Origin of the sequence: Actinosynnema sp. NPDC050801 (assembly GCF_040673975.1) — a bacterium.
Classification (GTDB): domain Bacteria; phylum Actinomycetota; class Actinomycetes; order Mycobacteriales; family Pseudonocardiaceae; genus Actinosynnema.
Genome location: NZ_JBFAQZ010000010.1, coordinates 158340 through 185317 on the forward strand (window position 1 = coordinate 158340; position 26978 = coordinate 185317).

General features: G+C 71.3%; 31 protein-coding genes and 1 pseudogene. 19 read left to right on the top strand and 13 right to left on the bottom strand.

The window, feature by feature from the left end:
• Positions 1 to 32 precede the first annotated feature (32 nt).
• Together AB0K14_RS23160 and AB0K14_RS23165 are read left to right on the top strand one after the other, a co-directional pair.
• Positions 33 to 1118, top strand: coding sequence for a GTP-binding protein (locus AB0K14_RS23160; protein ID WP_360455170.1), 1086 nt, complete (start codon positions 33 to 35; stop codon positions 1116 to 1118).
• A 56-nt stretch (positions 1119 to 1174) separates the two neighbouring features.
• On the top strand, positions 1175 to 1747 hold the full coding sequence (locus AB0K14_RS23165) for a GNAT family N-acetyltransferase (RefSeq protein ID WP_360455167.1): 573 nt from the start codon (positions 1175 to 1177) through the stop codon (positions 1745 to 1747).
• Between the two features lie 199 nt (positions 1748 to 1946).
• Here AB0K14_RS23165 and AB0K14_RS23170 read toward each other — a convergent pair whose 3' ends face one another.
• The gene (locus AB0K14_RS23170) at positions 1947 to 2450 is read right to left on the bottom strand and encodes a DUF4396 domain-containing protein (protein ID WP_360455164.1); all 504 of its coding nucleotides are present in this window, start codon (positions 2448 to 2450) and stop codon (positions 1947 to 1949) included.
• A 322-nt stretch (positions 2451 to 2772) separates the two neighbouring features.
• Here AB0K14_RS23170 and AB0K14_RS23175 point away from each other — a divergent pair, with 322 nt between their 5' ends.
• Together AB0K14_RS23175 and AB0K14_RS23180 are read left to right on the top strand one after the other, a co-directional pair.
• Complete coding sequence (locus AB0K14_RS23175; RefSeq protein WP_360455161.1) at positions 2773 to 3165, top strand: hypothetical protein; 393 nt, start codon at positions 2773 to 2775, stop codon at positions 3163 to 3165.
• Between the two features lie 10 nt (positions 3166 to 3175).
• Entirely contained in the window at positions 3176 to 3862 is a 687-nt protein-coding gene (locus AB0K14_RS23180; protein ID WP_360455159.1) for a DUF305 domain-containing protein, read from the top strand.
• Positions 3863 to 3984: 122 nt separating this feature from the next.
• Here the strand turns inward: AB0K14_RS23180 and AB0K14_RS23185 are convergent, their stop codons facing one another.
• Positions 3985 to 4569 carry a TetR/AcrR family transcriptional regulator gene (locus AB0K14_RS23185; protein WP_360455156.1) on the bottom strand — a complete coding sequence of 195 codons (585 nt, stop codon included), beginning with the start codon at positions 4567 to 4569 and terminating at the stop codon, positions 3985 to 3987.
• A gap of 94 nt (positions 4570 to 4663) precedes the next feature.
• Here AB0K14_RS23185 and AB0K14_RS23190 point away from each other — a divergent pair, with 94 nt between their 5' ends.
• Both AB0K14_RS23190 and AB0K14_RS23195 read left to right on the top strand, forming a co-directional pair.
• Positions 4664 to 4915 carry a hypothetical protein gene (locus AB0K14_RS23190; RefSeq protein ID WP_360455153.1) on the top strand — a complete coding sequence of 84 codons (252 nt, stop codon included), beginning with the start codon at positions 4664 to 4666 and terminating at the stop codon, positions 4913 to 4915.
• Positions 4912 to 5436, top strand: a complete 525-nt coding sequence (locus AB0K14_RS23195; RefSeq protein WP_360455150.1) for a DUF2269 domain-containing protein — start codon at positions 4912 to 4914, stop codon at positions 5434 to 5436. Before AB0K14_RS23190 ends, AB0K14_RS23195 begins: the two co-directional genes overlap by 4 nt.
• Positions 5437 to 5451: 15 nt before the next feature.
• Here the strand turns inward: AB0K14_RS23195 and AB0K14_RS23200 are convergent, their stop codons facing one another.
• Both AB0K14_RS23200 and AB0K14_RS23205 read right to left on the bottom strand, forming a co-directional pair.
• On the bottom strand, positions 5452 to 5754 hold the full coding sequence (locus tag AB0K14_RS23200; RefSeq protein ID WP_360455147.1) for a (2Fe-2S) ferredoxin domain-containing protein: 303 nt from the start codon (positions 5752 to 5754) through the stop codon (positions 5452 to 5454).
• A 216-nt stretch (positions 5755 to 5970) separates the two neighbouring features.
• The gene (locus tag AB0K14_RS23205) at positions 5971 to 7386 is read right to left on the bottom strand and encodes an MFS transporter (RefSeq protein ID WP_360455144.1); all 1416 of its coding nucleotides are present in this window, start codon (positions 7384 to 7386) and stop codon (positions 5971 to 5973) included.
• A gap of 194 nt (positions 7387 to 7580) precedes the next feature.
• Between AB0K14_RS23205 and AB0K14_RS23210 the strand changes: the two genes are divergently transcribed.
• Together AB0K14_RS23210 and AB0K14_RS23215 are read left to right on the top strand one after the other, a co-directional pair.
• Positions 7581 to 7943 (top strand): BlaI/MecI/CopY family transcriptional regulator, encoded by a 363-nt coding sequence (locus AB0K14_RS23210; protein WP_360455142.1) that lies wholly within the window; start codon positions 7581 to 7583, stop codon positions 7941 to 7943.
• Positions 7940 to 8878, top strand: a complete 939-nt coding sequence (locus AB0K14_RS23215) for a M56 family metallopeptidase (RefSeq protein ID WP_360455139.1) — start codon at positions 7940 to 7942, stop codon at positions 8876 to 8878. The genes AB0K14_RS23210 and AB0K14_RS23215 overlap by 4 nt, the downstream gene beginning before the upstream one ends.
• A gap of 224 nt (positions 8879 to 9102) precedes the next feature.
• Here AB0K14_RS23215 and AB0K14_RS23220 read toward each other — a convergent pair whose 3' ends face one another.
• Positions 9103 to 11016, bottom strand: a complete 1914-nt coding sequence (locus AB0K14_RS23220; RefSeq protein ID WP_360455137.1) for a PA domain-containing protein — start codon at positions 11014 to 11016, stop codon at positions 9103 to 9105.
• Between the two features lie 438 nt (positions 11017 to 11454).
• Here AB0K14_RS23220 and AB0K14_RS23225 point away from each other — a divergent pair, with 438 nt between their 5' ends.
• The 4 genes from AB0K14_RS23225 (at position 11455) to AB0K14_RS23240 (ending at position 14741) form a co-directional block, all read left to right on the top strand.
• Positions 11455 to 12213, top strand: coding sequence for a GAF and ANTAR domain-containing protein (locus tag AB0K14_RS23225; RefSeq protein ID WP_360455134.1), 759 nt, complete (start codon positions 11455 to 11457; stop codon positions 12211 to 12213).
• A 240-nt stretch (positions 12214 to 12453) separates the two neighbouring features.
• Entirely contained in the window at positions 12454 to 12828 is a 375-nt protein-coding gene (locus tag AB0K14_RS23230; RefSeq protein ID WP_360455131.1) for an ATP-binding protein, read from the top strand.
• 310 nt (positions 12829 to 13138) lie between these two features.
• On the top strand, positions 13139 to 13630 hold the full coding sequence (locus AB0K14_RS23235; protein WP_360455128.1) for a hypothetical protein: 492 nt from the start codon (positions 13139 to 13141) through the stop codon (positions 13628 to 13630).
• A 193-nt stretch (positions 13631 to 13823) separates the two neighbouring features.
• Positions 13824 to 14741, top strand: coding sequence for an aminoglycoside phosphotransferase family protein (locus AB0K14_RS23240; RefSeq protein WP_360455126.1), 918 nt, complete (start codon positions 13824 to 13826; stop codon positions 14739 to 14741).
• A gap of 270 nt (positions 14742 to 15011) precedes the next feature.
• On the opposite strand, the gene AB0K14_RS23245 is transcribed toward AB0K14_RS23240, so the two are convergent.
• Positions 15012 to 15404 (bottom strand): HPF/RaiA family ribosome-associated protein, encoded by a 393-nt coding sequence (locus tag AB0K14_RS23245; protein ID WP_360455207.1) that lies wholly within the window; start codon positions 15402 to 15404, stop codon positions 15012 to 15014.
• A gap of 229 nt (positions 15405 to 15633) precedes the next feature.
• On the opposite strand from AB0K14_RS23245, the gene AB0K14_RS23250 reads away from it, so the two are divergent.
• The 6 genes from AB0K14_RS23250 to AB0K14_RS23275 all read left to right on the top strand — a co-directional run bounded on the left by AB0K14_RS23250 (position 15634) and on the right by AB0K14_RS23275 (position 19486).
• Complete coding sequence (locus AB0K14_RS23250) at positions 15634 to 16125, top strand: Gmad2 immunoglobulin-like domain-containing protein (protein ID WP_360455123.1); 492 nt, start codon at positions 15634 to 15636, stop codon at positions 16123 to 16125.
• 385 nt (positions 16126 to 16510) lie between these two features.
• Positions 16511 to 16732, top strand: coding sequence for a hypothetical protein (locus tag AB0K14_RS23255; protein ID WP_360455120.1), 222 nt, complete (start codon positions 16511 to 16513; stop codon positions 16730 to 16732).
• A 313-nt stretch (positions 16733 to 17045) separates the two neighbouring features.
• Complete coding sequence (locus AB0K14_RS23260) at positions 17046 to 17636, top strand: hypothetical protein (protein ID WP_360455117.1); 591 nt, start codon at positions 17046 to 17048, stop codon at positions 17634 to 17636.
• A gap of 126 nt (positions 17637 to 17762) precedes the next feature.
• Positions 17763 to 18410 carry a globin domain-containing protein gene (locus AB0K14_RS23265; RefSeq protein WP_360455114.1) on the top strand — a complete coding sequence of 216 codons (648 nt, stop codon included), beginning with the start codon at positions 17763 to 17765 and terminating at the stop codon, positions 18408 to 18410.
• Positions 18411 to 18638: 228 nt separating this feature from the next.
• The gene (locus tag AB0K14_RS23270) at positions 18639 to 19367 is read left to right on the top strand and encodes a DUF6544 family protein (RefSeq protein WP_360455111.1); all 729 of its coding nucleotides are present in this window, start codon (positions 18639 to 18641) and stop codon (positions 19365 to 19367) included.
• Positions 19364 to 19486, top strand: coding sequence for a hypothetical protein (locus tag AB0K14_RS23275; RefSeq protein ID WP_360455210.1), 123 nt, complete (start codon positions 19364 to 19366; stop codon positions 19484 to 19486). Before AB0K14_RS23270 ends, AB0K14_RS23275 begins: the two co-directional genes overlap by 4 nt.
• Before the next feature lie 140 nt (positions 19487 to 19626).
• Here AB0K14_RS23275 and AB0K14_RS23280 read toward each other — a convergent pair.
• Positions 19627 to 19698 (bottom strand): annotated as a pseudogene (locus AB0K14_RS23280) (hypothetical protein); the annotation flags it as partial.
• 77 nt (positions 19699 to 19775) lie between these two features.
• Between AB0K14_RS23280 and AB0K14_RS23285 the strand changes: the two are divergent.
• Positions 19776 to 20072 carry an HPF/RaiA family ribosome-associated protein gene (locus AB0K14_RS23285; RefSeq protein WP_360455108.1) on the top strand — a complete coding sequence of 99 codons (297 nt, stop codon included), beginning with the start codon at positions 19776 to 19778 and terminating at the stop codon, positions 20070 to 20072.
• 55 nt (positions 20073 to 20127) lie between these two features.
• Here AB0K14_RS23285 and AB0K14_RS23290 read toward each other — a convergent pair whose 3' ends face one another.
• The 6 genes from AB0K14_RS23290 to AB0K14_RS23315 are packed head-to-tail and all read right to left on the bottom strand — an operon-like array spanning position 20128 to position 26970.
• Positions 20128 to 22644, bottom strand: a complete 2517-nt coding sequence (locus AB0K14_RS23290; RefSeq protein WP_360455106.1) for an HAD-IC family P-type ATPase — start codon at positions 22642 to 22644, stop codon at positions 20128 to 20130.
• Positions 22625 to 23248 carry a CBS domain-containing protein gene (locus AB0K14_RS23295; protein ID WP_360455103.1) on the bottom strand — a complete coding sequence of 208 codons (624 nt, stop codon included), beginning with the start codon at positions 23246 to 23248 and terminating at the stop codon, positions 22625 to 22627. The genes AB0K14_RS23290 and AB0K14_RS23295 overlap by 20 nt, the downstream gene beginning before the upstream one ends.
• The gene (locus AB0K14_RS23300; RefSeq protein ID WP_360455100.1) at positions 23245 to 23718 is read right to left on the bottom strand and encodes a universal stress protein; all 474 of its coding nucleotides are present in this window, start codon (positions 23716 to 23718) and stop codon (positions 23245 to 23247) included. The genes AB0K14_RS23295 and AB0K14_RS23300 overlap by 4 nt, the downstream gene beginning before the upstream one ends.
• A complete protein-coding gene (locus AB0K14_RS23305) occupies positions 23715 to 23873 on the bottom strand; it encodes a hypothetical protein (RefSeq protein ID WP_360455097.1) in 159 nt (52 codons plus the stop codon). Before AB0K14_RS23305 ends, AB0K14_RS23300 begins: the two co-directional genes overlap by 4 nt.
• Positions 23870 to 26497 (bottom strand): GNAT family N-acetyltransferase, encoded by a 2628-nt coding sequence (locus tag AB0K14_RS23310; protein ID WP_360455094.1) that lies wholly within the window; start codon positions 26495 to 26497, stop codon positions 23870 to 23872. Before AB0K14_RS23310 ends, AB0K14_RS23305 begins: the two co-directional genes overlap by 4 nt.
• Positions 26494 to 26970, bottom strand: coding sequence for a universal stress protein (locus tag AB0K14_RS23315; RefSeq protein WP_360455091.1), 477 nt, complete (start codon positions 26968 to 26970; stop codon positions 26494 to 26496). The genes AB0K14_RS23310 and AB0K14_RS23315 overlap by 4 nt, the downstream gene beginning before the upstream one ends.
• Positions 26971 to 26978: the final 8 nt, after the last annotated feature.

The window sequence follows — 26978 nt, forward strand, 5'->3', positions numbered from 1 at the left end:
AATTGACAATCATTGTCGTTTATCGTGTGGGCATGGAGACCTCCGTCGTCCTCGTGGCCGGGCTGGGTGAGCACGTCGTGGCCGAGGAGGTGTGGCGGACGCTGCCGGGCGCGGTGCTGGTGCGCCACGACCTGAGCCGCCTGACCGAGGGCGTGGTGCGGCGGTGGGTCGACGGAGTGCTGACCGAGCTGCGCCTGGAGCACGGCTGCGTGTCCTGCACGATGCGACTGGACCTGCTGCCGCTGCTGCGGCAGCTGCGCGGACCGGTCGTCCTGCACCTGGACCCCGCGCTGGAGCCCGAGGCGGTGTGCTTCGCGCTGGCGGACGAGCCGATCCGCGTCGAGGCCGTCATCGCGGTCCTGGACCGGGCCACCTGGCTGACCGACGCCACCGCCGGGGACCTGCTGGCGGACCGGGGCCTCGGCGCGGCACCCGGCGACGACCGCACCGTCGCGCAGTTGATCGTGGGCCAGGCGGAGTTCGCCGACGCGCTGGTCCTCACCGGACCGGAGGACGAGCGGGTGACCGCTGTCCTCGACCGGCTCAACCCCGCCGCCGTCCGGCAGGAACTGGCGCACCTGGACGTGCCGGCGCTGCTGGCCGCGATCCCCGCCGACGCGCGGCGCGGCGAGGTCGACGACACCTTCGGCCCGGTGCTGATCGGCCAACCCCCGACGGAACCCGCCCACGGCGTGCACCTCGTGCACTTCACCGCCCGACGCGCCTTCCACCCCGCACGCCTGCACCGCGTGCTCACCGCGCTCTGCCAAGGCGTCGTCCGCGTCCGGGGCCGCGTCTGGTTGGCCAGCCGCCACGACACGGTCATGTGGGTCGAGGCGGCGGGCCGGTCCCTGCGGATCGGCGAGGCGGGCCCGTGGCTCGCCGCCGTCGACGACTGGTCCGATGTGGACGAGCGCTGGCAGAGCACCGCGATGGCGACGTGGGACCTGCGGACCGGCGACCGCGCGCAGGAGCTGGTGGTGATCTCGCACCGCTCGTCGCCCGAGGTGATCAACTCGGCACTGCGGGAAGCGCTGCTCACCGACGAGGAGTCGGAACTGGCGACCGAACTGCGGTTCGCCGACCCGTTCCCCGGATCGCGGGAACAGCTCACCTGATGACAGCGGCGACCCGCTTCGGTGCGGCGTCCCGTCGCGGCTCAAGAGAGGACGAAGTGAACGGAAACCCCCCAGCGGGCCCCTTCGAGGTGCGGTTGGCGACCCACGCCGACCTGCCGGGTGCCCGCAGCGTCATGCTGGACACCTTCTACCGCGAGTTCGGCCACGGCTACCGCCCCCAGTGGCACGCCGACGTGGTGGACCTGGCAGGCACCTACCTCGAAACGCCCGGGCACGCGCTGTTCGTCGCCGTCGCGGACGACGAGGTCGTGGGCACCACGGCCGTGCGGGCACAGGGCCCGGCCAGCCCACCCCACCCGGCCTGGCTCGCCGAGCGCTACGACGGCGCCACGACCGCGCAGCTGTTCCGGGTCTACGTGCGACCGGAGCACCGGCGCCGGGGCTTGGCGCGGGCGCTGGTCGACGCCGCGGTCCGGTTCATCGCCGAGAACCCCCGCTACGAACGGATCTACCTGCACACCGACACCCGCGTGGCCGGCGCGGAGGCGTTCTGGCGCTCCGTCGCGGTCGAGGTGTGCGACGCCCGTGACGGCGACCCGGACCGCCACCAGACCGTGCACTTCGAAATCCCCGTCCCGGCCCTCACCGGCCCCACGGGGTCGAGATGACCTGATCCGGTCAGGCGACGCCGACGATGTCCCGCAGGGCGTCGGGCACGACGGTTCGCATGGCGGCCCCTGCCACGGCGAAGGACCGGTGCGGTCATGCCCACGTAGTCGCCGCACCGGTCGAGGTCCGCGATCAGGCGGGGACCGCCGTCGCGGACCCGTGGCCGAGACCTCGCGGGGAACCGATCCGTCCGCCGGCTCAGTGGTGGTAGGCGTGGACGACGGCGTGGCCGAGCCCGCGGCCGATGAGCCACCTGTTCACCGGGACCGTGACGACGAAGGCGACCGCGAACGCGAAGGCGAGCGCGCCCCAGAACAAGGGGCTTGCCAGGCCCGCCTCCATCGCGCCGGGCACCACGAGCATCACGCCGTTGTCGACGACCTCCATGACGATGATCGACACGGTGTCGGCCGCCAGCGCCACCTTGAGCGCCCGACGGAAACCGACACCCGCCTTAAGCACACCGCGCATGGTCAACGCGTAACCGAACACGAAAGCCAGCCCGACGGCCAGCGCGATCGTGGCGAGGGCGCTCCAGCCGAGCGCCGTGCCGATCACCATGCCCAGCACCTCACCGATGGCACAGCCGGTCAAGCAGTGCAGCGTCGCCGACGCGGCCGTGCTCCAACTGACGCCTGCGGCGTGAGCCTGGTGGTCATGGTGGTGCTCATGAGTGTTTTCGTGACCGTGCTCGTGTTGCATGTCGACTCCCCGTTCCTTATACCCCCAGGGGGTAGCTAGTCGAGGCTAGCGCGCTCGGCATGTTCATCGGCAACCAATCTACTATGATCATTAGTTCTCCACTGCACGGCGACCCACCGCAGTGCAGTTCCACCGGCTAGCGCGCTCACACGGGCCCCATCGCCGAGCACGAGATGGATCGCCCCACAGCGGCCCGACGTCACGAGCATTCCCGCTGGACACGCGGCGCGGTGTCGTTGCAGGAGAGCGGTCTCCTCGCGCCCGTCGTGGTGCGGCAGTCCTGTCAACTATCCGCCATAGGACATTTGTGTATCGTGGGGTCGTGCTCCACCACGTCCGCACCCGAGCCTCCCGATGGGCGCTGGTGTGGGCTGTCGCATTCGCCGTGGTCGGCATGCACCACCTCGGCACTCAGGAGCCGGCCGCACACGCGGTGACAGCTTCCGCGGCCGTCACCCCGGTCGACTGCTGCACCGACGACGCGTCCGAAGAGCACGCTCCGGCCCCTACCGGACAGCACGACCTGCTGCACCTGTGCCTGGCGATCTTGGGCGTCGCGCTGGGCCTGACGCTCGCCGTGTTCGCCGTACGCGGTCGAGTGGTCACCGGACACCCCGGTTCGCCGTCGACCCGAGCGGTACGGCCGCGACCCCCTCCTCCGAGACCGGGCGGCGCGCCGACGCTGCTGGCCCGACTCTGCGTCCTGCGGCTGTGACAGGCGGCGCGTGACGTCCTTCGAGGACGTCGACGCGACGCCACGCGACCGACTGGACATCACCACCGCAGAGGACATCATGACCAGGAAGAACCTGGTCGGGACGGCGCTTGCCGTCCTGACCACCGGACTCGTGCTCGCCGGGTGCTCCGACAACTCCGGCGCCGGCGGCCACGACATGGGCGGCATGACCGGGACGACCACCACCAGCGCCGCCGCGGCGCCGTCGGGTGAGCACAACGACGCCGACATCGCGTTCGCGCAGGGCATGATCCCCCACCACCAGGGCGCGATCGAGATGACCGGGCTCGTTCAGGGCCGGACGTCCAACGCCCGGGTGCTCGACCTCGCGTCACGCATCGAGAAGGCCCAGGACCCCGAGATCAAGACCATGACCGACTGGCTGAACAGCTGGGGTGCCGAGGTGCACCCCACGGGCATGCCCGGCATGGACCACGGCTCGGACATGTCCGGCATGAGCGACGCGGACGTCGACGTGTTGAAGCAGGCGAAGGACGCCGAGTTCGACAGGGTGTTCCTGGACATGATGATCGAGCACCACCAGGGCGCGATCGACATGTCGAAGACGGAACTCCAGCAGGGCGAGAACCCCGACGCCAAGAAGCTCGCGCAGCAGATCATCGACTCGCAGCAGGCCGAGATCACCGAGATGCAGGGACTGCTCGCGGCCGGCTGACCGTCGACGGAGTTCCACCCACCCCGCATCACGCGTGCCGCGCCGCACGGGAGGCGTGATGCGGGGACTCGGCGAAGTGGAAGCCGCGGTCCGCACTTCACCGACCGCCGTCCGGACCTGCGTCAGGACGGCGGTCGCAGACCCGCGATCGTGACGGTCACGAGCCTGCGGACAGCGGCGTCGGATCGCAGGCTCCCGGCCGCCGCGAGGGCGTGCACGCAGTAGGCGGCGAGTTCGTCGGGTGCGACGTCGTCCCGGAGGTCGCCGGTCGCCGCGACCTCGACCAGCAGGTCCTTGATCAGGTCCTGGACCTGCTGCCCGGCTTGGGCGAGTCGAGGACCCTGGTGCAGGACCGCGGCGAGTTCGCGGCCGGGGCGGTCGTGGGAAGAGCGTTCACGGGAGATGCGCGCGTAGGCGTGCAGAACGGCTTCGAGCCGCTCGACGGGGTCCGCGACCCGGCCTCGGATGTCGGCGAGCTGCTGGAGGTGGCTCTCGACCTGTCGTTGGTGCCAGGTGCTCAGGATCGCCTCGACGTCGGGGAAGTACTTGTAGAGGGTCGCCCTCCCGATACCCGTGTTCTCGGCGATCTTCGACATCGTCACCGACAGCAGACCGTGCGCGCGAACCAGTTCGGCGGTGGCATCGAGGATCGCCTCGTGCACCGCTTGGCGGTGCGCGTCGATGGTCTCGTTCCACAGGCGAGGCACGCTCGGAGTATACGGCGCGGCGGCACCGAGACACTGTGGTTAGACAGAGACACAGTGTCTCGATAAACTCGCGGAACGACCGAGGAGGCCCACCGTGAGCACACCGTCCCGCCCCTCCGGCGATGACACCGCCGCGACGTCCGACCGGGAACCGGACCCGGACACACCCCCCGGGGCGCCGCGCTGGGTGAAGGTGCTCGCGGTCATCGCCGGCGTTCTGGCCCTGCTGGCCTTGATCGTGGTGCTGACCGGCCTCGGGGGCGAGCACGGCCCCGGTCGTCACACCGGGGCCGGCGTGACGGTCGGTGTCACGACCGTGGGGACCGTCGGCGGCGGTGAGGTATGAGGTTCGCGCCCGGGATGCGCAAGGTCGTGCTGCTCACGCACGTCACGACCTCGGTGGGGTGGTTGGGCGCGGTCTTGGCCTACCTCGCGCTGGACATCACCGCCACCACCGGTCATGACGTGGAGACGGTGCGCGCCGCCTACGTCGCGATGGGGGTCATGACTTCCTACGTGATCGTCCCGCTGGCGCTGGCGTCGGTGCTCATCGGCGTCGTCAACGCGCTGGGCACCCCGTGGGGTCTGCTGCGGCACTACTGGGTCCTGATCAAGCTGCTGCTCACCGCGTTCGCCGCGACCGTGCTCCTGATCGAGGTGTCGACGGTGCGCCACCTGGCCGACGCGGCCGTTTCGGGTGCCGATCCCCGCGAGCTGCCCGGCACGCTCCTGCACTCGGTCGGCGGGTCGGTGGCCTTGCTGCTCGTCATGGTCCTGTCGGTGTACAAGCCACGCGGCGTGACGCGCTACGGGTGGCGCAGGCAGCAGGCGCAGCGGCGTGAGCAGCGGCCGGCACCGGTCCGATGACCGACACCCGGACCGTCAGCTCGCGGCGCTGTCGTCGGCCGGTCGGTCGATCAGGTGGGCGTTCAGGCCGTCCGGCATCTCCGCCCGGCCCGGGCCGCCCGCCTCGACCCAGGCGAGGATGTGGTCCACCGCCTCGTCGGTGAGCACGCCGCCGAACCACACCGGGCGGGCGCCCGTGCCCCGCGCCGGCCTGACCACGACGACGTTGGAGGACTCGCAGGAGCTCAGGCAGTTCGCGACGGTGACCGCGTGCGGTCCCACGCCTTCCCGCAACCTGCGCAGTTGCGTCACGTGGTCGACGTCCGGGTGCTTCTTCACGGTGCCGCAGCAACAGCCCCGACAGACGGTCAACCTGCTCGAATCGGACACCTGATCTCCATGCCGTCGCCGTTACGGCCGTCAACGTACTAGGACGGGTAGTGCTTCAGCCAGCGCCGACGACAGGGCACGGCGCGGACCTGCGAAAACCACTCCCCGCATACCCTCGGAAGGTATGCGGGGAGCGGGTCGGTGCGAGCTTGACACGCCACCGGACTACACCTCGGCCGCTGCCGGCTCGACGTGCTCGGTGACCCGGCCGCGCAGGGTGAAGGCGGCCAGCAGCGCGGCTGCCAGGGCGATCAGCGCGGCGCCGGTGAAGGCGGCCGAGTAGCCGTCGGTCAGGGCGACCGGGTCGCCCAGCCGGTCGGCGCCCTGTGACGTGGCCACCGCCGTCATCGCGGCCAGGCCGAGCGCCGATCCGACCTGGTAGGTGGTGTTGACGATGCCCGAGGCCAGTCCGCCCTGCTCAGGGGCGACTCCGCCGATGGCGGCCATGGTCGCGGGGATGAAGACCAGCGCCATGCCGATCGCCGAGATCAGCGAGCCGGGCAGGACGTCGGCGACGAAGCTGCCGCCCGGGTCGGCGGTGGCCAGCAGGCCCAGGCCGGCGGCGAGCACGGCGAGTCCGGCGACGACCAGCGGCTTGGTCCCGAAGCGGGCGATCAGGCGTCCGCTGACGGTGGTCATCAGCACGGTCATGAGCACGGTCATCGGCAACAGCGCGGCACCGCTGGCGAACGAGTCGAACCCGAGCACCTGCTGGACGTAGAGGTTGAGGAAGTACCACATCGGGATCCACGCCGCGCCCAGCAACGCCATCGCGACGTTCGCCGCCGCGAGGTCCGGCGTGCGCCACACCTCCAGGGGCATCAACGGGTTCCTCACCACGCGCTGCACCAGCAGGAACCCGACCAGCAGGGCCGCGGCCGCGCCCAGCTGCACGAGCGTGGCGGTCGACGCCCAGCCGCGTTCCGGTGCCTGCACGATGGCGTAGACGGCCAAGGCGAGCCCGCCGGTCACCGCGACCGCGCCGCCGACGTCCAGCCCACCGCTGCGTCCGGGTACGGCGGGCAGCAACTTCGGCGTGAGCGCGAGGGTCAGCACACCGATCGGGATGTAGATGATGAACACCCACGGCCAGCTCAACCACTCCGTGATCACGCCGCCGAGGAACACGCCCGCGGTGCCACCGGCCGGCGCCGCCGCGCCGTAGAACGCCATCGCCTTCGGCAGCTCGTTCGGCTGACCGGCGAACAGCACCATGAGCAGCGTCATCGCCGCCGGTGCGATCAGCGCCGCGCCGACACCCTGTACCGCACGCCCGAGGACCTCGGTGCCCGCGCCGGTCGCGGCGGCGGCGACGACGGAACCCGCGATGAGGGTGGTCCACCCCGCGGCGAACACGCGCCGTGCGCCCCAGAGGTCCGAAAGTCTGCCGCCGAGCAGCAGCAGGCCGCCCAGCGCGACCGCGTAGGCGTTGAACACCCACTGGAGCCCGCCGGGTGTGAAGCCGAGTTCGCGCTGCATGTCCGGCAGCGCCACGGCGATGATCGAAGTGTCCATGATGACCATGAACTGCGCCGCCGCGAGCACGACCAGTGCCCACCAGCGCCGGGGGTCGGGGTTCATGACGAGTCCTTTCAATCCTTCGTATTTATACCCCGTGGGGGTATCAAGCGAACGAAACGAAACATACCCCCAGGGGGTACCGCGATGTCAAGGTGGAGTGTCCACGGGCGCGGCACGAGCCCCGGAACCAGCAGAGGCGGTGTGGCCGGGGTTCGTCCTCCGCCGCGTAACATGTCGTGGTCGAAGGAGGCGTGATGCACGGGCTGGGCGACCTGGAAGCGGCAGTGATGGACGTGCTGTGGCGTGCGCCCGAGCCGATGAAGGTCCGTGACGTCCTCGACGAACTCGACACCGGCAGGCAACTCGCCTACACCACGGTCCTGACCGTGCTGGACAACCTCCACCGCAAGGGCTGGGTCCAGCGCGAACTCGTCGGCAAGGCCTACCACTACGAGCCGACGACGAGCCGTGCCGAAGCCGCGGCGAACGCCGTGCGGGAGCTGGTCAACGGCTCCGGCGACCCGGACGGCGTGCTGCTGCACTTCGCGCGTTCCGCGTCGGAGCACGAGACCGAACTGCTCCGCAAGGCGCTGCCGAGGAAGTCGCGCAAGAAATGACCGTGGCCGCCGCGTTGCTGGTCACGGCCGGGCTGATGGGCGTGCTCGCACCACGTCAGCTGGTGCGCCTGGCCGCGCGAGGCACCGACCCGCTCGTGCCGTTGCTGGCCTGGCTGGCGTCCGCCGTGAGCGTCGTGACCACCGCCGCGCTGGCCGTGACGCTGCTCCTGCTGCCCGACCACGGTTCGCACGCACTGGCCTTGGCGCACGAGTGCTGGTCGTCACTCGCCCACGGCATGGCCCCGCGCGTCGAGGCCACCGGCGGCGTCGTCGGCCTGGTGTTGCTGGCCGGGCTCGTGGGCAGGCTGGCGGTCGTCAGCGTGAGAGGCGCCCGCCGCCGGGCGAGCAGGCGACGGGACCACCTGGCGATGCTCAGGGTCGCCGCCCGTCGCGAACCGGGCTCACCGGCGACGCTCTGGCTCGACCACGACGAGCCGCTGGCCTTCAGCCTGGCCGGCACACCGGGCGTCGTCGTCGCCACCGAAGGACTCCACCGCCGACTCACCCGCGGACAGGTCGAGGCCGTGCTCGCGCACGAACGCGCCCACCTCCGCGGCAGGCACCACCTCCTCGTCGCCGCCGGTGACGCGCTGGCGACCGCGCTGCCGTTCCTCCCGCTCTTCCGCCACGCGCCGGCCGTCGTGCGGGAACTGGTCGAACTCGCCGCGGACGCCGCCGCGGTCCGCGCCTGCGGGGTCGACGACGTCCGGGCGGCACTGCTGGGCGTGTCGGGCAACGGCACGCCCGGCTCGGCACTCGCGATGGGCCGGGACTCGGTCGACGTGCGGCTCGAACTCCTGACCGGCCCACGCCGCCTGCCGGACTCGGCTCGCAGCGTGCTGGCCTACGGGGCGGCGTGCGCGACCGCCATGGTGGCGCCGCTGGTCACCGCGTTCACCGGACTGCTCGTCGTGGTCCTGGTCACCTGCCACTGATCGCGCCACGACATTCCGTCGCGCGTCGACCGCTCTGGCACAGGGCACACGCCGTTGAACACGACCTGGCGGCGGTCGCAACGACGCACACCACGAATCTCCCCTGCACGGCAACGCAATCGAGTCTACTATGCACGACAGTGGACGAGCGCCGTCTCCTTCCACCGATCCGCGACGAACCCGTCGGGACCGGACGGCGCCGGTCCCGACGGGGGAACACCTGGTCAGCCGTCGTAGTGGAAGATGTACAGGCCGAAGTCGCGGTCACTGGCCAGGACGTACTGCTCGCCCGTCTCGTCCTTCCAGACCTCGACGCCCCAGAAGTTGTTGCCTCCCTGGTCGATGAAGGCGCCGACCTCTCGGATGCCGTGGCGGCCGTACTCCACGACCCGCAGCCCCGCCGCGTAGTAGGACAGGTAGGCGAGCTTGTTGTTCTCCGGGTCCATCGCCACCTCGTGCACCGACAGGTCGCCGAACCCGCGCGCGTAGGCCGGGTCCTGCGCCTCGGGCACCGAATAGGTGTCGAGCTGTCGAATCGATCCGGTCGCACCCGGCCCGGTCGGGATGTCGGTGCCGAACAGGCGCACGTAACCCCACCCGTCGAAGACGGACTTGATCGTGGTCGACTCGCCGCCGGTGGCCGGCGTCGGCGTGGTGCACGCGTTCGCCTCCGTCACACCGGGCACGCCCAGCAGGCGCAGTCCCGCGTACCGGTTGACGAACACGTACGGGATGGACCCGGCCGCGGCCATCGTGGAACCGCCCTGGCAGTCCGACCGCACGTTCTGGAACACGATACCGGCGGTGTAGCCGGCGGCGATGATGTTGTCCAGCTTCACCTGGAACGTGCACACACCGCGTTCGACCAGCGCCGTGCCGGTACCCGGCGGTACCGCCGCACAGGCCTGGCCGACGTAGGTGGTGTCACCGCTGACCGTCGTGTTCTCGTCGATCGGCCTGGTGTCGGCCGCCGAGGTGGCGTTGTACTCCTGACCGGCGTAGGGGCCGGAGTCGATCTTCGCGGTGACGCGGTACGGGCTGAAGTCCTCGTCCGTGCCGATCATGAACTTCCGGTTCGGCGACAGCTCCGACTGGTGCGCGTTGCCCTCCGGCGCGATCTGCTGCCCCCGCGCCAACCGCTCCTCGTCCAAGGCGGCGTAGTCGGTCTCGGCGATCAGACCCACCTTGCCCGGACGCGGGTCGGTGACGTCGAGCAGCACGTACCCGCCGTCCCAGTAGTTCATGTTCATCACGTACCGGCGACCGATCTTGGTGATCATCATGTCGTGGCTGAACACCGACGTGAGGCTCGCCGGGTCCGGCTGGTCGACGCCGAACACCGCGCCCAGGTCGAGCTGGTCGTTCACCAGCGCCGGGTGGTACGGGTCGGTGATGTCCAGGATGTCGATGTCGGTGCCCTCTTCGTCGTCCACGAGCGCCACGTAGGTCCGCTTGTCGAAGACGTTGGTCCACATCCGCATGCTGTGCGTCTGGTTCGGGGACGCGTCCAGCCCGCCCGAGGCGTTGGTGAAGTCGCCGGTGTGCAGCGCGACCGGCTTCGGGCTGCGCGGGTCGGTGACGTCCCACAGCGAGATGCCGCCCGCGTCCGGCCCGGTCGGCGTCGCGCCGGGGCACGTCTCGTTCTGGTGGATCAACAGGTCACCGTGGAAGAACGCGTTGTCGACGTGCTCGACCTGGATGCCCTCACCCGCGTACGACCCCGCGCTGGTCGGGATGAACGCGCTGGTCACCTCCGCGGGGTTGGTCGGGTCGGAGATGTCGACGACGTGCACACCGGTGCGTTCGCACGTCGGCTCGCGGAACGCCGTCAGGTACGCGTAGTCGCCGAACGCGGTCACATCCGCGATGCGACCGGTGTTGCCCGCGCCGGACGGGTTGGTCACCTTCGCCTTGCCGATCACGGAGACGTTGCGCGACACCGGCGGCAGGTGCCCCTCGTCGCCGTCGTGCTGCTTGTACAGACCGTCCGCGATCCCCTCACCGGGGAAGTCCTCCCGCCCGCCACCACCGTGGTCGGGGTGGGCGCCGGACGACCCGGTCACCGCGGTACTGAGCGCGAGGGTCACCGCACCCAGCACCGCGAGTCTGCGAACCCGTTGTTGACGTTGTCGACGCATCGACTTCCTCCGATCACGGCGGTACCCCCGGCGCGCCGGACCCTACGTCCGCGGTCCGGAAACCGATAGGTGCCAAAGTGGTGACGCGCAGGGCTGTCACCACGCCACCCGTGCCCTGAGTCGAGCGATCCACCGAGGTGGCTGTGATGGTGACATCATCGCCCGAAATGTCCGCATTCACGCGAAGCAACCACCACCGGCGATGACTCTTCGAACGGCACAGGTCCCCCGACCACACCGCCCACCTGCCCGAACACGACGAGGCCACCCGTGCCGGGGTCGGTGCGTTTCCGACTACATCCTCCGCAGGTCGGGGAACGCGGGCTGCGGATTGCGTTATGTTGGCCTCCTGGAGGGTGTTGAGCAGTGCAGCATCCCGGTTCCCAGCTCCGCCCGGCCCCAGGTCGCGCGGAGCGCGGCCTGTCGAGGGGTGCAGCAATGACACGTGACCCGGACGCCTCCGTCCGAACACTGGCTTCCGAGTTGACCGAGATGGGCCGGCTGGTGGAGGACGAGGACCACGAAGCGGTCGGGCTCCGGTTCACCGATCTCCTGGTCCGCGCCGTCCCGGGCTGTGACCTGGCGTTCCTCGCGGTCGACCGCGCGGGCGAGGTCGACGTGACCGCGACCACCCACCACCCACCGCTGGACCTCGCCGTGGACGAGGGCGACCCGGTTCGCGAGGTGCTGCGCTACCGCGAGCCGCGCCGCCTGGGCGATACCGCGCAGGACCACCGCTGGCCGCTGTTCGCCGCACGCCTGGCCGTGCACGGCCACCGCAGCTGCCTCGTGCTGCCCCTGCCCACCCGCAACTCCCCCACCGCCGCGGTGGTGCTGCTGTCGAGGGAACCGCACCGGTTCAACGACCACTCCTACGACGTCGTCCTGCTGGTCGCCCTGCACGCCGGCGTCGCCCTGGACAACGTCCAGGTGCTGCACCACAGCAGGCAGCTGGTGGGGCACCTGACCGCGGCACTCGGCACCCGCCACACCATCGGCCTGGCCCAGGGCCTGCTGATGCGCCACTTCGACCACGACACCGACCAGAGCTTCACCCTGCTCCGGCAGGCCTCCCAACAGGCCAACCGCAAACTGCGCGACATCGCCCACGACCTGGTGGCCGCACACGAGCGCGGCGAGTTCGAGCAAGCACTGGCCCGGCACCGCATCCCCGGACCCGACGGCGTCCTGATGTGACCGGATCGCCGGAGGTGGCCGACGGTCGATCGCGCCGGCCGGAGGGACGCACTTACCGTCGGTATCGGCGCATCCTCACCGATCCGCCGCGGTGACTGGAGTGCCATCGCCATCGCGGCACGTGTCGCGGAGGTCGGTGTAGCGACCGGGATCTTCGGGTACGTCGAGGCCATGGGCGCGGTCGGGCGGGTTGGCTCCAGAGCACAGGACGACGGGTGTGGGAGTGCACAGGGTCGGCTCGTGCTGAGCGTGGACCTGTCGGCGTCGCGGATGTCGTCACCGGAACTGCGGCAGTGGGTGCGGACCGCGTTGTACCGGGAGGACGAGGCCTGCGCGGAGAAGGTCTGGTTGGTCCTCGCGGAGCTGGTCGCCGACGCCCACGACCACGGGCGGTCACCGGCCGGGATCAGGGTCTGGAGGTCGACGGCCTCGTCGGTGGTGCGGATCGAGGTCGAGGACGCGTGCCGCGAGGTGCCCGTCCCCGGCGTCTCCCGGTGCGGCGGAACGCGCGGCTTCGGCCTGGTCCTCGTCGACGGGTTGGCGCACCGGTGGGGTGTCGACGTCCACTCCGCGGGCAAGACCATGTGGGCCGAACTGGTCCACCGCAGGGCCTGAACCGGGACCGGTGCGGTGTGCTGACCCCCTGAGGTCGCCCCGGTGACGTGCTGGACCTGCCCTCGTCGGTCTCCACCGACGCGAAAGCTGTTGTGTCTTCCGCACGCATTTGACCGATCCCACGCGCAGATGACCACGAGGTGATTACCTGGTCAGGTGCGGAGGACGGTCTCCGCACGCAACGCGCGCTCTCGCCGATCAGCGGACGACGACAGACTCGTCTGCTATGGGCCGCCGCTGATCGAGCACAACGACCGAGCTCGCCAACGGGCGACCTGTGGCCTCCTGCGCGACCCGGCGAGCTGTACCAGTGAAGTTCGATGCCCGTACGCGCCTGTGGGGTGTGCTGCTGTGCGTTTTAGTGGCTGCGGGGTGCGCCTCGCTCGCCGAGCTGTCCAACCTCGCGTCCCGCCTCAAGGACAAGGACTACACCGGGGTCTCCGTCAACCACAACACCGCCAACGGCTTCGACACGCTGGTCGTCACCGCCTACAACCTCGACCAGCAGGGCGACGACGGTGAAACGATCTTCCGCCTGGTCTGGGACACCTATCCCGAGGACATCGACCGCGTCGTGGTCACCGTCAACGACAAGACCACGTCCGCCACCGCGGACGAACTGCACAAGGCGTACGGCGCCCGCAAAGTCCAACCCGCCGGCGAGTCCGGCTCGGGCGACGTCGTCGCGTGGATCCTCCTCGTCGCCTTCCTGGCCCTCGGCGGCCTGCTCACCGCGGTGATCGTCCGCCGCCGTCGGCGTCGCCCCGATCAGACGATGCCCCCCTACCCGGCGGGCCCCTAGTACAAGCCCTGGCGCCCACCGGGGCGTTGCCGCCGTCGGTGGAACGTTGTTCGAGCCGACTGGCGACTCGACCAGGTCGGGGTTCTCCGGGACGCCGGTCGTCAGCTTCCGGAGGGCCGATGACCGACTGTCGCGCCGCACTTGTGGGGGTGGGTTCGACGGGAAACGAGGTTGCGCCCGGAGATCGAGGTCGATGAAGCTCGCTGTCGTGCAGATGCATGCCGCCCAACTGGCCGTGGCGCCGGAGACGGTGCGCGCGTTGGTCGATGAGCAGTTTCCCCAGTGGCGAGACCTGCCCGTGAGGGGTGTCGCTTCGCAGGGGACGGTCAACGCCATCTTCCGCATCGGCGACCGGCTCGCCGCTCGTTTCCCCTTGCAGCCCGGCGAGGTCGAGTCGGTGCGGCGGTGGTTGGAGTCCGAGGCCGAAGCAGCGCGAGAGCTGGCGGGTCGCACGCGGTTCCCCACGCCTGAGCCGGTCGCGCTGGGTGAACCCGGAACGGGCTACCCGCTCCCGTGGTCGGTACAGACCTGGCTGCCCGGAGTCGTGGCCGCGGAGGAGGATCCCGGCGAGTCCGTCGCGTTCGCGCACGACCTCGCTGAATTCGTCCGGGGTGTGCGCGCCATCGACACTCGCGGTCGGACGTTCAGCGGGAAGGGCCGAGGAGGGGACCTGCGAACCCACGACGCGTGGATGGAGGTCTGCTTCGAGAACAGCGGACGACTCCTGGACGTCCCGAGGCTTCGCCGCGAGTGGAACGCCCTGCGTGACCTGCCGCGCGGTACCGCCGGCGACAGGATGACCCACGGCGACCTGATCCCCGGCAACGTGCTCGTGTCGGATGGCCGCCTGACCGGCGTCATCGATGTCGGCGGGCTGGGGCCCTCAGACCCCGCTCTGGACCTCGTGGGTGCTTGGCACCTGCTCGAACCCGTCCCGCGGCAGGCTTTCCGCGACGACCTCGGGTGCGACGACCTCGAGTGGCAGCGCGGCAAGGCGTGGGCGTTCGAACAGGCGATGGGAGCCGTCTGGTACTACGTCGAGAGCAATCCGGCCATGAGCGGGATGGGCCGACGCACCTTGGCACGCATCCTGGCGGACACGTCGACGTGAGTCCGGCACGGTCGGCCACATGTCGATCGAACCCGATGTCCTGCCACCACCCGAGCCCGGATCGACCGGCGTCGGCGACACCGCGGTCGTTCCGCGACGTCCGGCACTCGACCCGGCGAGGAGAACTCCGCCGGGTCGAGTGCTGCGAACGCTCTCTGCGCGGCGCCGGTCGCGGGGCGAGCCTTTGGAGGACAGCGCCGGCACTCGATCTCCGTCCCGGTGGTGCCGTCCGACCGCGCCGCTCACGCCTACAGCGTCAGGTGGCCTTGATCAGCCCCGAGGCTCGTCCTCGACGATCACGCCGACCTGCTCCGGGTCATCCGGAGCGGGCATGTGACGGATGCTGTCGCTGCCCTTGTAGTCATGGGCGCGGGTGTACTGGGAGTCCAACACCCTTCCCAACTTGTGCGCCGCCCCGGCGTACGCGTCGTCCACGGTGGTCGCGTGGTGGGTGACCGCGACCGGCTGCTTGCCCCCTGGCCGGGCCTCGATGACGCACTTCTTGTCTTCCGGCTTGCCGCCCCCGTCCTCGCTGAGGTGCACCTCCACCCGGGTCAACCACCCGCTGAACCGGGACAGGCTGCTCTCCAGGTCGGTGGTCACATAGGAGGCCAGTCCTTCGCCACCGTGGATGTTGTGGTCGGTGTTGACCTGGATCTGCATGAGCACCCTCCGAAGCGGAACGGCAATGGTCTTGATCGATACCACCGGAGCGTCCCGCTCAAACCCGGCGGCGTTCGTCGGCGACCACGGATGTGCGGTTGCCGGGGATCCACCACTACGAGGTCGCCGTAGCGCGCAGGTGTCCCCGAACGGGTGACGTGCCGGTGGTCGAGGGACATCCGCCGATCTCCGGCATACGCTGCCGACACCGACGACGGGAGGCGCGGACATGTCGATCGACGTGCAGCAGCCGAAGGCGTACGACCTGGTGGGCAACGACATCCTGATCGGCGGGACGGCCGGTGGGGCGTTCGAGGCGGGCTTCAACTACCGGGTCCACGAGGGCCACGACGAGGTGACCGGCTTCTTCATGGCCGGTGACGGCGTCGGCGGCCACAGCCAGTTCCAACTCAGCGTGGACGTGTCGGGCGCGAGCTTCACGCTGTCCCGGTTGTTCGTCGAGGTCTTCCACATCTCGCCGAAGGACGGCGAGGAACTGGACAAGGTGGTCGTGCCCGTGGTGCTCGGCCCGAAGATCGTCCCCGGCTACCGGACCTACCTGGAGCACGTGGTCGTGGTGGGCGAGACGCTGTGGGCGCTGTCCACCCGCTACTACGGCGCGGGCAACCTCCACCACCGCCTCGTGGCGGCGAACCCGGCGACCATCACCGATCCGGACGTCATCAACCCGGGCGACGTCATCCGCGTGCCGCAGGAGTGATGCCCGCCGTAAGGCGACCATGAGGGTCGGACCCACGAACGCCGGTCCCACCGACGCTCTCGCGCAGACGACAACCGTCCACAGCGCGCCGATGGATCGGCGTGCCCGTGGCATCGTGCGCTTCACCTCTGCCCGTCTCCTCGTGGCACTTCTCCGGTCTCAGCGTCTTGCCGCGGCCTGCTGCGCGTCCTCGCCCGTCCCTGCGACGGCCGCCGCCGTCGCGAGGGCGGCCGGGGAGCGCCCGCGAGCACCTCCAGCCGCGACAGCCGTCCGCAGTGCCCGAGGTCCCTGCCGACCGCGATCGGATCCCGACCGAACTGGGTCGAAGGTCTCTGTGCCGACGCACCGTGCGCGAGAACTCTGGAAGGCACAGAGGAGAGACGCCATGGCTACCGCGCTCGACACCATCACGACCGCCCTGAACCCCGTCGTAGACCGGTGTGACCGGTGCGGCGCACGTGCCTGGGTGCGCGTTGTGCTGCCGGACGGTCAGTTGACGTTCTGCGACCACCACGAACGCCGCCACCGGGCCGTGCTGGAGCGCGTCGCCGTGCGGATCGAGCACCACGTCGAACCCCGCAACCGCCGGCCGCGGACACCGGAGTGAAGGAAGACCCGGTGCGAGAGACCAAGCAGTAGCGCCACGGCGTCCGCGCTGTTCCCCCGACGCCGGCTGGTGTTGCTCGGTGATGTGCTGACGACGACCGCGACGCTGACCGTCGCGGTCGTCGCCGTGTCGATCGCCCCGTGGTCCGGCTCGTCAAGCTCCAGCACGCCCTCGTGGCGCCGGCCGTCGACCCGCGACGACCGACCCGCGAACGTGGTGCCGGACGTCCTCGTCGATCAGGGACCTTCGCCCGCGTCGCACGACCCCCGGCCGACGCGAAGCTCATGCCGAAGACGAGAGCAGAGGAGAAGCCATGACAGCGTTCAGCCACTCCACCGCTGCAGCAGGAACCGCGACCCGTGCGACCGCCACGACGGCGGTCCGCGCCGACGCCGGGGCCATCGCGCTCGCGGTCCTGCGGATCACGACCGGGTTCGTGTTCCTGTGGGCGTTCCTCGACAAGGTCTTCGGCCTCGGCTACGCCACCAAGGCGGCCAACGCGTGGATCGACGGCGGATCGCCCACCAAGGGGTTCCTCAGCCGGGTCGCGGTCGGCCCGTTCGAGTCGACCTTCCACGCCATGGCAGGCGCCTGGTGGGCCGACTGGCTGTTCATGCTCGGCCTGCTGGTCATCGGCGTCGCGGTCGTCGCGGGGGTCGGCCTCCGGCTCGCCGCGATCGCCGGCACGCTCATGATGCTGCTCATGTGGGCCGCCGAGTGGCCGCTCGCCCGGTTCACCTCGGCCGGTGAGCCCAGCACGTCCACCAACCCGATCATCGACTACCACGTGGTCTACGCCGTCGCGCTGATCGCCGTCGCCCTCGCCGGCGCGGGCGCCACCTGGGGCCTCGGCCGCTGGTGGGCAACGCTGCCGGCGGTCCGCGACCACGCCTGGTTGCGGTGACCGACACAGGAGCGGGTGGACCTCGTCCGCCCGCTCCGGCGCGTCCGCGTGACGCGATGTCGTGGTGGTGATCGGGCGCTGCCGCTGCCACTCCTTCAACTCGACGAACCCACCGAGGAGAGATCCGTGCTGTCCGCTGCTTCCGCCGAGGTGGTGCGCGCGACGTTGCCCGTCGTGCGCGACCACGCCGTCGAGATCACCGGCGTGTTCTACCCGTCGATGTTCGCCGCCCACCCCGAACTGCTCGACCTCTTCAACCAGGGCAACCAGGCCAGTGGGCGGCAACGCGTCGCGCTGGCCTCCGCCGTCGTGGCCTTCGCCGAGCACCTGCTCGACCCCGCCGCCGCGCCGTTCGGCCCGATCGCCGAGCGCATCGCGCACAAGCACGTGTCGCTGGGCATCCGCGCCGAGCAGTACCCGGTCGTCGGCCACCACCTCCTGGCCGCCGTCGGCACCGTGCTCGGCGACGCCGTCACCCCCGAAGTCGCCTCCGCCTGGAACGAGGTCTACTGGCTGCTCGCGTGCGAGCTGATCGCCGCCGAGGCGCGGCTGTACGAACGCGGCGGCGTCGACCCCGTGACGCCCTGGCGGCGCTGGCGGGTCGCCAAGCGCCAGGACGAGGCCGTCGACGCGGTGTCGTTCGCCCTCGTGCCCGACGACGGTGGTCCGGTGCCCGACTTCGCACCCGGCCAGTACGTCTCCGTCGCCGTCGACCTGCCCGACGGGCGTCGCCGGCCCCGGCAGTACTCCCTGTCGCAAGGTCCGGCGCTCTGACCGCCCACGTGTGCGGCCCGCTGCCGTTCATGCGCCACGTGCGGGACGGTCTGCTGCGCCGCGGCGTGCCGGCCGACCGCATCCGCTACGAGGTGTTCGGACCGGGCATGATCGACAGCACGAACGGCTCACCGGGATGACGCGGCCGGAAGTCCCCGCTCGACGGTTGCCTTCGACCCTGCCGCTCGCACGACGGGTCGAGCAGTCTCGGATGTGGAGGTGCCACCGATGACGAGCACGATGCACGCCGGTCCCGTCACCGCGGACGACATCGCCCGGCTGCCCGAGCCGGCGCAGCGCTACCTGAGGTTCACCCGCGTGCCGGGACACCCGGCCGTGGTGTCGTTCCACGCCACCGCGCACGGCCTCTTCCGGACCCGCCCGGACCGGCGCTGGACGGCCTGCACCAGTGAGCAGCACAACGACGCCACCGACCTGTCCCGCGACTTCCGGATGCGCCTCAGGCTCGCGCACCTCATCCCGGTGCGGGCGGAGGACGTCTACGAACACGGACACGGCCGGATGCACGCCACCGCCCTCGGCCTGTTCCCGGTGGCCGACGGCCGAGGCCGCGAGTTCGACCTCGGCGAGCTGGTGACGTTCCTGAACGACGCCGTCCTGTTGGAACCGTCGATGCTGCTGCGCCTCCCCGTCGAGTGGACCGCGATCGACGGGCACACCTTCGGCCTCACGCTGACCGACCGCGACAACGCGGTCACCGCACAGGTCACCGTGGACGACCGCGGCGCGCCACGCGAGTTCACCACCGACGACCGCTGGGCGGACCTACCCGGGGGCCTGGTCAAGACGCGTTGGACGACTCCGGTCGACGGCTGGTGCCTGGTCGCGGGCCGCATGCGCCCCTGCCCGACGGGCCGTTCGCCTACGCCCAGTTCGACTACACCAACGCCGACATCACCTACAGCACAGTGCCCGAGCGACACAGGTAAGCGGTGAACAAGCCGATGTGGATCCGCTTCGTCCTGGTCCCGGGCCTGACCGACGCGCTGGACGACGTGGAGGACAACGCCTCGTTCGTCGACGGCCTTCCGTCGGTCAAGCGCGTGGTCGAATGAGTACGGGAGCGGTTCCTGGCGCACGACCTGCCGGCGTGATCGCAGGGCCACCCCTGATCTCGTTCACGACGTCGTCCAGCATCTGTGCCATGCGGGGGTGCAGCACGTCCGGGTCGTCGCCCTCGACGTAGAAGGGGGTGGGTGTCGGTGTAGGAGCCCTCCAGCCAGGTGTTGGCCAGGAGCGCCGGACCACCGTGGCCCGGACCGGTCACGAACAGCTCCGGGAGTCCCTGCCGGCCGGGACCTTGGCCACTGTCGACGTGTTCGACGCAGGGAGGATGCTGGAGGCATGAGCCACGTGCACGAGATCGCCAACATCCAGGTCGACCTGGCCTCAGGTGTGCCGGGGGACGCCGCGGACTACGCCCGCGGCAAGGTCTCTGCCATCGCCAAGTACGCCCCGGCCGACATCGCCTACGCCAAGGTGCGGCTGAGCACCGACGGGCCGCGACTGCTGGTGGCGCACGCGTCGTTGGACGTCAACGGCACGCTCGTGAACGCCGAGGCGAGCGCGGGGACCTACCGCGAGGCGGTGGACCTGCTGCACGACAAGCTGCAACACCAGCTGGTGAACATCGGCCGCTGACCCGGGAACCCGAGCCGGTGGTCCGGGAGCGTTGGACAGCTCCCGGACCACTGGCTCACTCGCGTCGCAACCGCTTCTCCACTTCCACCACGGCGTAGGCGACCACGGCCAGCGCCACCACGACCGCCCAGTCGCGCCAGCCGATCGGCGCGGTGTCGAACAGGGCGTTCATCGCGGGCAGGTAGGTGAACAGCAGCTGCAACGCGATGGTGGCGGCGATGCCGGCCGGCAGCCAGGGGTTGGCGCGGAAGCCGACGTGCGGCCGCAGGTGTCGCAGCGAGCGGCAGTTGAACAGGTAGGCGATCTGGGCGGCCACGAAGACGTTCACCGCGACGGTCCGCGCCTGGTCCAGGGTGCCGCCGTGCAGGTCGAACGCGGCGAACGAGCCGACCAGCAGCACGGCCGAGACCAGCAGGATGCGCTGCACCAGGGCACCGGTCAGCAGTGGCAGTGACGGTGGCAGCGGTGGGCGGCGCATGACGTCGGGCTCGCGCGGCTCGAAGGCCAGGGTCAGGCCGAGGGCGACGGCGGTGGTCATGTTGATCCACAGGATCTGCACGGGCAGGATCGGCAGGGCGGTGCCGAGCAGGATCGCGGTGAGGATGACCAGGCCCTCCGCCATGTTGGTGGGCAGGGTCCAGATGATGAACTTGCGCAGGTTGTCGAAGACCGCCCGCCCTTCCTCGACGGCGGCGCGGATGGACGAGAAGTTGTCGTCGGTCAGCACCATGTCGGCGGCCTGCTTGGCCACCTCGGTGCCGCCGCGGCCCATAGCCACGCCGATGTCGGCCCGCCGCAGCGCCGGGGCGTCGTTCACGCCGTCGCCGGTCATCGCGACGACGTGCCCGTCCGCCTGGATCCGCTTGACCAGCCTCAGCTTCTCCTCGGGCGACACCCAGGCGTGCACGGCGTCGTCGGCGAGCGAGAAGTGGGCGGCGATGGCACGGGCGGTGCCGAGGTGGTCGCCGGTGATCATGCGGACCTCGATGCCCGCCTCCTGGCAGGCACGGACCGCCTCGATGGCCTCGGGCCGCGGCGGGTCGTGCATCGCCTGCAAACCCAGCAGCACGGCCCCGTGCAGGGCGTCCTCGGTCAACGGGGTGCCTTCGGGCACGTGCGCCCGGGCGAAAGCCAGCACGCGCAGGCCCTGGTGCGCGAGTTGGTCGGCCTCGGCGTGGTCGGTGGCGCCGGTGAACTCGGCGATCCGCTCGACCGCGCCCTTGAGGTGGACGACGCCGCCGGTGTGGCGGGTCGCCATGAACCGGCGCTGCGAGGTGAACGGCAGCTCGTCGACCCGTTCGGGCACGTCGTCGGGCGTCAGCCCGGCTTTGCGGGCGGACACGACCAGCGCGGCCTCCGTGGGGTCGCCGACGGCGGTCCACCGGCCGTCCTTGAGGACCACGTGGGCGTCGTTGCAGGCCAACCCGGCCAGCAGCACGTCGCGCACGGCCGGTGACGGTGGCGGGAACTCCCCCAGCGACGAGTAGCCGATGCCGTCGACCTCCCAGCGCTGCCCGTCGGCGACCACCTGCCGGACGGTCATGGCGTTGGCGGTGAGGGTGCCGGTCTTGTCGGTGCAGATGACAGTGGTGCTGCCCAGCGTCTCGACCGCGGGGAGGCGACGGATGACGGCGTTGCGGCGCGCCATGCGGGCCACGCCGATCGCCAGCGTCACCGTCACCGCGGCGGGCAGGCCCTCGGGGATCGCGCCGACGGCGAGCGCGACGGCGGCGGTCACCATGTCGGCGAACGGCTCGCCCCGCAGCACCCCGATCACCACGCTGACCACGGCCAAACCGAGGATGACGACGGTCAGCAGCCCGCTGAACCTGGCCAGCTTGCGGGTCAGCGGCGTCTGCACGGTCTTGGTGTCGCCGACCAGCCGGTGCACGTGCCCGATCTCGGTGTCCGCGCCCGTGGCGACCACCACGCCACGCCCGCCACCGGTGGTGACGAGCGTGCCGGAGTAGGCCATGTTCGTGCGGTCGGCCAACGCGGTGTCGTGCGGCACGGGCAGCGGGTCCTTGGCCGAGGGCTGGGACTCGCCGGTCAACGCCGACTCGTCCACGCGCAGCTCACGGGTGCGCACGATCCGCAGGTCCGCGGGTACCTGGTCGCCTTCCTCCAGCACCACGAGGTCACCGGGCACGAGCTCGTCGGACGTGATGCGCGCGGCGGTGCCGTCGCGGATCACCGTGGCCTCGGTGCGGACCATGGCCTCCAGGGCGTCGAGCGCCCGTTCGGCCCGCGCCTCCTGGAGGTAGCCGACGACGGCGTTGACCAGGACCACGCCCAGCACCACGGAGGCGTCCACGGTCTCGCCGAGGACGGCGGTCAGCGCCGCCGCACCGAGCAGCACGTAGATCAGCGGGCTGTGGAACTGGGCGAGCATCCGCCGCAGGCGTCCGGGGCCGCGCCGCTCGGGCAGCCGGTTCGGTCCGAGCGAGGCGAGCCGCTCGGCGGCGACGGCACCGGACAGCCCGGCGTCGGCGTCGGTCTCGGCCAGCAGCACGACCTCGTGGACCGGCATGCCGTGCGGCGTCGCCTCGCGTTCAGCCGTGGTCGACGGCATGACGGGTCTCCGGGAAGCGCACGTCCACCACACCGGCCACCGCGCCCGCGAGCACCGCGGCCACGTGCCGGTCGCACTCGTCGTCCAACGCGTCCACGATCGTGACGTGACCGTCCACCACGGACACCGTCCAGCGGTGGGGGTCGCCGTAGAGGCCCAGTCGGTGCCGGACCTCGGCGGCCAGGGCGTGGTCGTCACGGCTGATCGCCCGCAGCATGTCACGGCGGGTGACGATGCCGACCAGCCGCTTGCCGTCCACCACGCACGCGCTGCGCGCGCCCTGCTCCACCATCCGTCGCGCCAGCTCGGCGACGTCCGTGCCCGGCGACGCGCCGACCAGCGGCTCGCTCATCACGTCGGCGACCGTCCTGCGCGGGACGGCGCGCGCTCGTGACGGCTGCCCGTGCACGAGCGACCGGGGGTCGACGGGCAGCCGGTCGCGCAGCGCGTCGGTCTCGGTGACCACGCCGACCAGTGCCCCGGACTCGTCGACGACCGGCAGCGCGGTGAACCCCTTGGCCGCGAGCAGCGCCGCCGCGTCACGCGCGGTCGTCTCGGGCGACACGGTGACCACGTCGCGCGTCATCAGGTCGCGGACCCTCATCGCCCGACCTCCTGTTCCGCGCCGACCTCGGCCCTGTCGGGCTGCTCGTCGGCGGGCGGGAGGACGACCACCGGCACGGTCGCGTGCCGCACGCAGTGCGCGCTGGTGCTGCCCAGCAGCACCTGCCGCAGCCGGCTGCCGCTGTGCGTGGCCACCACGAGCATCGACGCACCGCGCGACAACCTTTCCAGCGCTTCGGCCGCCGGTCCCCGCACGCAGTGCCGGATGATCGGCGGGAACTCCGACCGTCCCACCGCCGCCGCACGCAGCGCGTCCTCGACCAGGGCCTCCGAACGAGCACGCGCGTTCTGTTCCGACGTCATGGTCCAGTCGGCCAGCGGCTCATGGGCGTAGGCGTTGACCACGTGCAGCGGGAGCTTGCGATGGGTCGCCTCGTCCATGGCCCACCGCAGCGCGCGCTCGCCCGCGGGGGTTCCGTCGACACCAACGACGATCGGACCTGCGTTCACGACTCCACCTCGTTCAGCTCGATGACGATCTCCGGCGCTCGCCGGAGCGTGTTGTGGCGCAGGCCGGCAGGGCGGTCACGCGCCGCGTGGAAGGCGGTGCGGGCGGCGTTCGACGCGGCCGGCCGCTCGACCGGGGCGGTGGCGGCGGTGGTCACGACGTCCTCCCCGGGTCGCGGAGCCCGCGCAGGAACGGGTCGACCGGTCCGGCGGGCGCGACGCGCACCCTGGCGTCGACGGCCAGCACGCGCTGCCCGGTCAGGACCAGCGGGTTGAGGTCGAGTTCGGCGATCTCCGGGACGAGCTCGGCCAGCCGGCCGACCCGCACCAGCACGTCCCGCACGGCCGCCTCGTCGTGGTCGGCGAACACCTTCGGCGCCGCGCGGAAGCCGTGCAGCAGGTCGTCCACGTCCGCCTCCGACAGCGGTGCGAGGGCGGCGGCGCGGTCGTCCACCAGGTCGGTGTCCACACCGCCCAAGCCGGTCACCACCAGCGGACCGAACTGGGGGTCGGTCACCACGCCGACGAGCAGCTCGCGTCCCCGCTCGGCCATCGGCTGCACGAACACACCGCTCAACCGCTCGCCGAACCGGTCGTGCAGCGACTCGAAGCCGCAGGTCACGGCGTCCTCGCCGACCAGGTCGAGCAGCACACCACCGCTCTGGCTCTTGTGCAGCAGTCCCCGTGCCACGGCCTTGAGCACGACGGGTCCGCCGAAGGACCGCTGCGCGGTCACCGCGGACTCGGCGTCCCGCACCAGCACACCGCCGAGAACCGGCAGCCCGAACGCGCCCAGCAGCCGAACCACCTGATCGGGGTCGAGCCAGCCGCCTCCGGGTTCGGTGGCCAGGTGGGTGGTGACAACCGCGCGGGCGGTCGTCAGGTCCATGCCCGACAGGTCGGCCGGCTCCGGCGCGGGGCGGCGCAACCACGACGCGCGCTCGACCAGCGCGGCGAGCACCGCAGCGGCGCGGGCAGGCTCGGCGTAGCAGGCGATGGCGTCCTCGCGCAGCGACACCGACCCGTCCTGGTCGGCGGTCACCGCCAGCACCGGCTTGGCCGTAGGGTGGATGCCACCGGCCGGGTCGCCCAACGCGGTGGGCACGGTGACCGCGATGACCGCGTCCACCGCCGGGTCGGCGACCAGCAGGTCCAGGCAGTGTCCGAACGTCGCGTCGTCCACGACGGCGGTCGTGTCGACCGGGTTGTGCGGGCTCGCGGTGCCCGGCAGCAGCGCCGTCAGCGCCTCGACCGTGCCCGGCCCCAGGTCGGCGATGGTCAACCCGTGGTGCACGCAGGCGTCCGCGGCGAGCACGCCCAGCCCGCCCGCGTTGCCCAGCACGGCCACCGAACGTCCGGCGGGCAACGGCGTGGCGTGCAGCGCGGCCAGCACGTCGACCATCTCGCCGACGCCGTCCACCGCGGTCACGCCCGCCTGCCGGAACAACGCGTCCCGCGTCACGGCCGGGGTGGCGGTCGAGGCGGTGTGCGACGCGGCCGCACGCTGGCCGGCCTCGCTGCTCGCCGCCCGGATGGCCAGCACCGGCTTGCGGCGCGACACCCGGCGGGCCAGGCGGGAGAACTTGCGCGGGTTGCCGAACGACTCCAGGTACAGCGCGACGGCCGCGGTCCGCTCGTCGCGCTCCCACCACAGCAGCAGGTCGTTGCCGGACACGTCGTACTTGTCCCCGGTGGAGACCAGCTGCGAGGTGCCCAACCCCAGCCTGCGCAGCTGCTCGGCCGCCGCGATGGCCACGCCACCGGACTGGGTGACCAGGCCGATCCCGCCCGGTCCGGTCCGGTCGCGGGTGAAGGTGGCGTCCAACCGCACGTCCGGTTCCGTGTTGGACACGCCGACGCAGTTCGGGCCGACCACGCGCATGCCGTGCCGGCGCACGACCTCCAGCAGGCTCTCCGGGTCGACCCCCGAGGTGATCACGACCAACGCCTTCACGCCGCGCCGGCCGCAGTCCTCGGCCACCCGCGGCACCGCCGGGGCGGGCACGCACACCACCGCCAGGTCGGGCGCCTCGGGCAGGTCGGTGACCGTCGGGTGGCACCTCACGCCCAGGATCTGCCGGGCGTGGGGGTTCACCGCGTACAACGCGCCGGTGAACCCGCCGTCGACCAGGTTGGCCAGCACCGCGTTGCCCACCGACGACGGCTTGCGGCTCGCGCCGACCACCACGACCGAGGCGGGCCTGAGCACCGCGCGCAGGCTGGCCACGTCGGCGGCCCGCTCACGGTCGGCCACGGCCTCCAGGTAGCGCTCACCGGGATCGAGACCGAGGTCGACGCGCACCTCACCGCTGTCCGCCGTGGACGTCCACACGAGACCGAGGTCGGCGAAGACGCGCAGCATCTTCGAGTTCACCGTGAGCACGTCGGCGCGGAACCGCCGCACGCCACGCCCGCGCGCCAACGACACCAGGTGCTCCAGCAACAGCGTGCCGACACCGTGGGACTGCCGGTCGTGCGCCACCACCAACGCCACCTCGGCGGTGTCGTCGTCGAGCAGGACGTAGCTCGCGGCGCCCACCAGAACCTCCGCGGCGAACGCGCCGATCACCACGTGCAACGGCTCCCCGGGCGAGGTCAACCGGGCGACGAACTCGTCCAGGTGCCGCGGCGCGGCGCTGAAGAACCTCAGGTAGCGGTCGTCCACCGGCAGGTCGCGGTGCAGGGTCAGCAGCGCGTCCGCGTCGGCCGGTCCCAGCTCGCGCAGCTCCACCACCGACCCGTCGGCCAGCAGCGCCCGGACCACGTTCAGCGAGGCGGTCACAGCAACGGTCCCGGGGTGATGACGGGCTTCGGCTCGACGTGCTCAGGCTTCGGCTCGCGCACGACGACCACGGGGCACGACGCGTGGTGCACGCAATAGGAGCTGACCGACCCCAGCAACACCTCGCGGATCGGACCTGCTCCCCTGCTGCCGACCACCAGCAGCGCCGCGTGCCCGGACGCCTTGGTCAGCACGTCACGGGCGTCGCCCTCGGCCAGCACGGCCCGGACCTCCGGGCCGACCTCGGCCGCCATGTCCTCCAGCACGCGCCGGTTGTCCTGGCGCACCTCGTCGCGGTCGACCCCGGCGGCGACCGTGGCCGACATCGGCCCGATCACCATGCCGTGGTCCACGTGCCAGGCCAGGACCGCCTCCACGGCGCAACCGCGCAGCTTCGCCTCCTCGACAGCCCAGCGCAGTGCGGTTCGGCTGATCGGTGAGCCGTCCACGCCCACCACGATCGTCTCGTCCATGTCCCCTC

What these genes read in the sequence shown, in the direction of transcription:
- AB0K14_RS23170 (WP_360455164.1), bottom strand. Translation starts at nt 2,450, where the DNA reads ATGCAACACGAGCACGGTCACGAAAACACTCATGAGCACCACCATGAC.
- AB0K14_RS23225 (WP_360455134.1), top strand. Translation starts at nt 11,455, where the DNA reads ATGACACGTGACCCGGACGCCTCCGTCCGAACACTGGCTTCCGAGTTG.
- AB0K14_RS23215 (WP_360455139.1), top strand. Translation starts at nt 7,940, where the DNA reads ATGACCGTGGCCGCCGCGTTGCTGGTCACGGCCGGGCTGATGGGCGTG.
- AB0K14_RS23205 (WP_360455144.1), bottom strand. Translation starts at nt 7,386, where the DNA reads ATGAACCCCGACCCCCGGCGCTGGTGGGCACTGGTCGTGCTCGCGGCG.
- AB0K14_RS23220 (WP_360455137.1), bottom strand. Translation starts at nt 11,016, where the DNA reads ATGCGTCGACAACGTCAACAACGGGTTCGCAGACTCGCGGTGCTGGGT.
- AB0K14_RS23210 (WP_360455142.1), top strand. Translation starts at nt 7,581, where the DNA reads ATGCACGGGCTGGGCGACCTGGAAGCGGCAGTGATGGACGTGCTGTGG.
- AB0K14_RS23250 (WP_360455123.1), top strand. Translation starts at nt 15,634, where the DNA reads ATGTCGATCGACGTGCAGCAGCCGAAGGCGTACGACCTGGTGGGCAAC.
- AB0K14_RS23285 (WP_360455108.1), top strand. Translation starts at nt 19,776, where the DNA reads ATGAGCCACGTGCACGAGATCGCCAACATCCAGGTCGACCTGGCCTCA.
- AB0K14_RS23315 (WP_360455091.1), bottom strand. Translation starts at nt 26,970, where the DNA reads ATGGACGAGACGATCGTGGTGGGCGTGGACGGCTCACCGATCAGCCGA.
- AB0K14_RS23245 (WP_360455207.1), bottom strand. Translation starts at nt 15,404, where the DNA reads ATGCAGATCCAGGTCAACACCGACCACAACATCCACGGTGGCGAAGGA.
- AB0K14_RS23260 (WP_360455117.1), top strand. Translation starts at nt 17,046, where the DNA reads ATGACAGCGTTCAGCCACTCCACCGCTGCAGCAGGAACCGCGACCCGT.
- AB0K14_RS23255 (WP_360455120.1), top strand. Translation starts at nt 16,511, where the DNA reads ATGGCTACCGCGCTCGACACCATCACGACCGCCCTGAACCCCGTCGTA.
- AB0K14_RS23290 (WP_360455106.1), bottom strand. Translation starts at nt 22,644, where the DNA reads ATGCCGTCGACCACGGCTGAACGCGAGGCGACGCCGCACGGCATGCCG.
- AB0K14_RS23270 (WP_360455111.1), top strand. Translation starts at nt 18,639, where the DNA reads ATGACGAGCACGATGCACGCCGGTCCCGTCACCGCGGACGACATCGCC.
- AB0K14_RS23295 (WP_360455103.1), bottom strand. Translation starts at nt 23,248, where the DNA reads ATGAGGGTCCGCGACCTGATGACGCGCGACGTGGTCACCGTGTCGCCC.
- AB0K14_RS23195 (WP_360455150.1), top strand. Translation starts at nt 4,912, where the DNA reads ATGAGGTTCGCGCCCGGGATGCGCAAGGTCGTGCTGCTCACGCACGTC.
- AB0K14_RS23240 (WP_360455126.1), top strand. Translation starts at nt 13,824, where the DNA reads ATGAAGCTCGCTGTCGTGCAGATGCATGCCGCCCAACTGGCCGTGGCG.
- AB0K14_RS23160 (WP_360455170.1), top strand. Translation starts at nt 33, where the DNA reads ATGGAGACCTCCGTCGTCCTCGTGGCCGGGCTGGGTGAGCACGTCGTG.